Raw genomic sequence first — 4,455 nt, forward strand, 5'->3', positions numbered from 1 at the left:
TGATTTCTCTTACCACATCGGTCGGCCCTACCAATTGGTGAAACACAACTTGCTGAAAGGCGAGGTGCACTACCAGTTTCCCGACGGCAACCGCCTGACATGGGTGTCGGCCATGCAATACGACAAGCGGCAGGAGTACGACTTGCACGCCCCGCGCAACGATTCGCTGGCCGCGCTCAACCGCCCCGAGCTTTCGTTTCGGCTCACCACGCTGACCAACGACGTTATTTGGGATCATAAGCCGCTGGCGGGGAAGTTTGCCGGGCAAGTGGGCATGAGTACGCTGTATCAATTCAACCTCATGGACGGGCGGCCGCTCATTCCCAATTTCGACCAGTGGAACGTAGGGCTTTTTGCCATCGAACGGCTGGCTCACAATGGCTGGGAACTGGAAGCGGGGCTTCGCTACGATTACCGCCAACTGACAACCTACCGCTTTGTGGGCCGACAGAAGACCATCGATGTCTTTGATTTCCAGAATGCGTCAGGAACGCTGGGGGCAGGTCGCCAAATGAATGAGCGCTGGTCGGTACAGGCCAATGTCGGGTCGGCCTGGCGGGCTCCAAACGTGAGCGAGCTGTTTAGCGACGGGGTCCACCACGGCGCGGCGGCATTTGAGAAGGGGGACGCTAGCCTGCTGCCGGAAAAGGCCATCAACACCATCGGCAGTGTGCGCTACGAGGGCGAACGGCTGACGCTGGAAGTGGGCGGGTACTACAATTACATTCGTGATTTTATTTACTTGAAACCTCAGCCCGAGCCCATTTTGACCGTGCGCGGTGCTTTTCCTTACTTTAAATACACCCAAACCGATGCCACTTTTCGCGGCCTCGACGCTACGGCCACCATCAACCTCATCCAACACCTGAGTGCCACCAGCAAGTTAACCTATTTGCGCGTAACCGATGTCAGAAACGATGCCTACCTCGTGTCGATTCCATCTAATCGCTGGGAAAATCAACTGAAAGCAGCCTGGGAGGAAGCGGGTGTATGGAGCAAATTGTCCCTGTCGATAAGCAACCGATGGGTAGGGCAGCAGCGGCGCGTGCCGCCCAACAGCGACTTCGCGCCGCCGCCCGCAGGCTACTCGCTCTGGAGCCTCCAAGCGAGCGGGACGCTACCGATAGGGAAAAAGAACTCACTGGAACTGACCGCCACCGTCGAAAATGCCCTTGATACTGCCTACCGCGACTACCTCAATCGCTTCCGCTACTACGCCGATGACATGGGCCGAAATGTATCCGTTCGGGCGCGGTATCTATTCTAAAGGCCTGGTAGTTGATTACTCGACCCAAGTGGATGATAGCCGAAGCTGTCGCCTTTCCTGCAGGTCCAGCGCCGTCTGGCCCCTTATTTCTGCTGAGTGCAATCGGCGCAGAGCCCCTGGATCAACAGGCTGGTTTCCTGTGCCCGGTAGCCGGGCGGCAGCGAAAAGGCGGGTATATGCAAGTTGTCCAAACAATTGGTTTGGCCGCAGTCCGTGCATTTGAAGTGGACATGCTCGTGATTATGACTAGCTTCCGTACAGCGTTCCTTACATAGGGCGTAGCGAATTCCCTCGTCATCCAACACTTTGTGTATGATTCCCTTTTCCAGAAAGGTTTTTAACGTGCGATAAATCGTAACCCGGTCGAACTTTTTATTTTTCAGCGCGCCTTCTAAATCACCCTGTGACAGGGCTGTTTCCCGGATACGAAAGGTATCCAACACATTCTCCCTACATGAGGTCGTTCGGAGATTGTGGTTTTTCAACGTGTCGCTAACGAATTTATCCATAGTACTTCTGGGGCCAATAGCTGGGGTGAAGGGGTCAAAGATAATACCTCCACCGCTAAAGTGCGGTATTTGGTTTGAACCAATTACCATGCAACGGAGTTGCAACCTACAAAGTTTCCCCTTAGATTTGTGCAACTCGTTGCGACTACTATGAAATTCAATCCACCTTCATCCACCCCTCACACGCACGGTAAAGCCGATTATGTCGGGGTAACCGGTTCCGTGCTTTGCCTGGTACATTGTCTGATAACCCCTGCACTGGCGTTAGGTTCTTCGCTTTCGGTCGACCACCATGCGGCGAGTACCGGACTGGACTTTCTGTTTATTTTGATTAACGGGCTCGCCGTCTTTTTCGCCACACGCGATCATCACTCCCCAGCCCTGCGGCTATTTCTGTGGATTTCATTCGCACTATTTTCTGTCTCTCTGCTTCTAGGGCACGATATCGCCGGATTTAGAATTTTAGGCTATGTGGGTTCCGGTTTGCTCATTGTGGGACACCTTTACAATCTGGCGTACTGCCGCATTTGGCTTGGAGAAGGAAAATGAAATTTAGTCTTCTTAACAGACAATTTGATTCTGTTTTTTCTAACCCTACTTGGACTTTCCGATCACTTCTGGATACAGAATAAAGTTCAGTTGATACGTCCGGGCTGAAGTGATCCTATACACATTTTTCTAATATGGGACTTGAAATTGGAGAGTTCCTTGCGTTTTGACACGCTGTCTACTCACTTCCATATCCTGGGATTTGCTTCTCATCCAGCGCTAAAATTATATTGTTTTACCCCAGACTTTTTTATGCTCTCCGGACTCTCGGGGGCTGCCCACATTCGTACGATCGGGTCGCCGAAGCGAATGTTCCATCGAGAATCGTAGATTCGCTAACCATCTTTCTGACTGTCTCGGGCCTATGCATATAATGTCGGTTTTTCGAATCGGTGCCTGGCCGAACCGGAAACCTTTTCGTGGAAAATCCTGCCAGGAGGACCGGCGTTCATCGCGTCAAACTGCAAATCTAGGTATCGCTCATCTTTTGAGACCTTAACATAGCCAAATTTCGTATATCGTAACATTTTAGTCGTTAGTAGGAACACATCAGTATGCTGCCGGGCGGCCCATGCCGGGGAGTACGACTTTTCGGAAAAGGGCGATTTTCACTCGTTCGACCTGGACAATATCTTCAAACACGGGGCTGAGAATTGAGTATAGCTATAGACTTTAATGAGACATTTCAGAATCAAAAATTGGACGATACCATGAAAGCTGTGACTGGAATGTTTCCCACCAACTATTCATAAAAGTTAGTTGATCTTTGACCTGAGCAAAACCAGCCTCGAACAGACGGCATAGATCCCCTAGTTCTTTGACAAACTGCGTTTGGTTGAGCCACCGCTTCACCGCTTTCCAGACCTTCTCAATTGGGTTCAAGTCGGGACTGTAGGTGGGTAGAGGCACGAAAAAGATGCGGCGCTCCCATCCCCAGGTCTCCAACCCCTTATGGGTGCGGGCGTTATCCCAGAAGACCACCAGAGCAGAACAATCGGTTTGCTGTGCCTTTACACTAAGCAAGGCCTGTTGAATGGCGGGACGTTTGCCATCTGCCAAATCGACTAGATGACTCTGGGCGTTGATGCCATAAAAACCAAAGAAGCTTTGGCTACCCCGGTCGGTGTTGACTACCCGGCTCAGGTGAGGCTCAAAGGCCCAAAATCGGGCGTTGTTGCTGTGGAGTTGAGCCGCCACCTCGTCGGCAAAACCCCACTTGACCTGCTGCGGATCGTAACCCATGGCCTGTAAGGCATCAAAGGTAGCCTCGATGCGGGAACGCAACTGCTCCTGGGCATCGTCAGCTCGCCGATAGTCCCGAGGCCGGGGCTTGTAATAGTACATCCCTTCTTGGTGGCGAAGCAACCGGCACCAGTGGCTGTGACTGTAGCGCACACCAGTAAGTTGCTCGAATGAATCGGCCAGTTGGCCGCTAGTCCAGTGCTGGACTGACTGGTTGCGTAACTGCTGCCGCCAGGTCTCCCAACTATGAGCATCGACCGACGGAGCCGGGCCGCCCCCTTGACCTCGCCTGCTGATTAGCGTTTTTTTTTAGCGGTTCGTTGGGCCAGGTTCCACTCAGCCAACCAACCATAGAGTGTCGAAGTGGGTAGGCCCGTTTGGGTGGCTACGGTTTCGACATCGCCTTGCTGCTGGTGCACCATCCGTAAGACCAAAGCTTTCAGATCCGCACTGTAGCTGGGCGTTTCGCTTAGTACCTCAGTGAGTAAATCAGCATCATCTACACGCATTTGTCTAGTTTTTGGTTTGTACCTAATCAAGTTAAGTATTCTAATAAGTTATCACAAAGTCTATACTTTCAAAATATTACAAAGGTCGAATAATGCTAATTAAGGGCAATACAGAAGCCGTCACCAAAAAGTGCCGGGCGGTTGTTGCTGTTCCCTGAGGGTTTCACCTTCATTGTCGAGTGACCAAGCTCACGAGGGCTTTTTTGAGAAAACCGAGGTTTGGGTGGTGCCGATCTGCAGGCCCTGGTGCCGCAGCAGCTTGTAGAGCGATCCTTTGGAAATGCCGAGCTGGCGGGCGATCTCATCAACGGAAATGTTTTTGGCCTCATAAAGCGTTTGTGCGGCCGGGGCCTTCCTGAGGAGTTCGGGACTCAGACCC

Annotated in this window: 6 protein-coding genes; 2 read left to right on the forward strand and 4 right to left on the reverse strand. The window is 52.1% G+C overall.

Annotated features, from left to right (window positions below; genetic code table 11):
* Positions 1-1,267: TonB-dependent receptor domain-containing protein (locus tag ACEW8P_RS11665; protein WP_373513256.1), on the forward strand; the 1,267-nt coding region annotated here is incomplete at its 5' end.
* Positions 1,268-1,350: 83 nt separating this feature from the next.
* Here ACEW8P_RS11665 and ACEW8P_RS11670 read toward each other — a convergent pair.
* Positions 1,351-1,776 (reverse strand): Fur family transcriptional regulator, encoded by a 426-nt coding sequence (locus ACEW8P_RS11670; RefSeq protein WP_373513257.1) that lies wholly within the window; start codon positions 1,774-1,776, stop codon positions 1,351-1,353.
* Positions 1,777-1,926: 150 nt separating this feature from the next.
* Here ACEW8P_RS11670 and ACEW8P_RS11675 point away from each other — a divergent pair, with 150 nt between their 5' ends.
* Positions 1,927-2,325: a MerC domain-containing protein gene (locus tag ACEW8P_RS11675; protein WP_373513258.1), complete on the forward strand. Its 399-nt coding sequence runs from the start codon at positions 1,927-1,929 to the stop codon at positions 2,323-2,325.
* A gap of 672 nt (positions 2,326-2,997) precedes the next feature.
* Here the strand turns inward: ACEW8P_RS11675 and ACEW8P_RS11680 are convergent.
* The 3 genes from ACEW8P_RS11680 to ACEW8P_RS11690 form a co-directional block, all read right to left on the reverse strand.
* Positions 2,998-3,864, reverse strand: a complete 867-nt coding sequence (locus tag ACEW8P_RS11680; RefSeq protein ID WP_373513261.1) for an IS630 family transposase — start codon at positions 3,862-3,864, stop codon at positions 2,998-3,000.
* Entirely contained in the window at positions 3,864-4,076 is a 213-nt protein-coding gene (locus ACEW8P_RS11685) for a helix-turn-helix domain-containing protein (RefSeq protein WP_373513259.1), read from the reverse strand. Before ACEW8P_RS11685 ends, ACEW8P_RS11680 begins: the two co-directional genes overlap by 1 nt.
* Positions 4,077-4,265: 189 nt before the next feature.
* On the reverse strand, positions 4,266-4,455 hold a 190-nt coding region (locus tag ACEW8P_RS11690; RefSeq protein ID WP_373513260.1), incomplete at its 5' end, for a helix-turn-helix domain-containing protein.

Origin of the sequence: Persicitalea sp., from assembly GCF_041751555.1 — a bacterium.
GTDB lineage: Bacteria > Bacteroidota > Bacteroidia > Cytophagales > Spirosomataceae > Persicitalea.

What these genes read in the sequence shown, in the direction of transcription:
- ACEW8P_RS11675 (WP_373513258.1), top strand. Translation starts at nt 1,927, where the DNA reads ATGAAATTCAATCCACCTTCATCCACCCCTCACACGCACGGTAAAGCC.
- ACEW8P_RS11670 (WP_373513257.1), bottom strand. Translation starts at nt 1,776, where the DNA reads ATGGATAAATTCGTTAGCGACACGTTGAAAAACCACAATCTCCGAACG.
- ACEW8P_RS11685 (WP_373513259.1), bottom strand. Translation starts at nt 4,076, where the DNA reads ATGCGTGTAGATGATGCTGATTTACTCACTGAGGTACTAAGCGAAACG.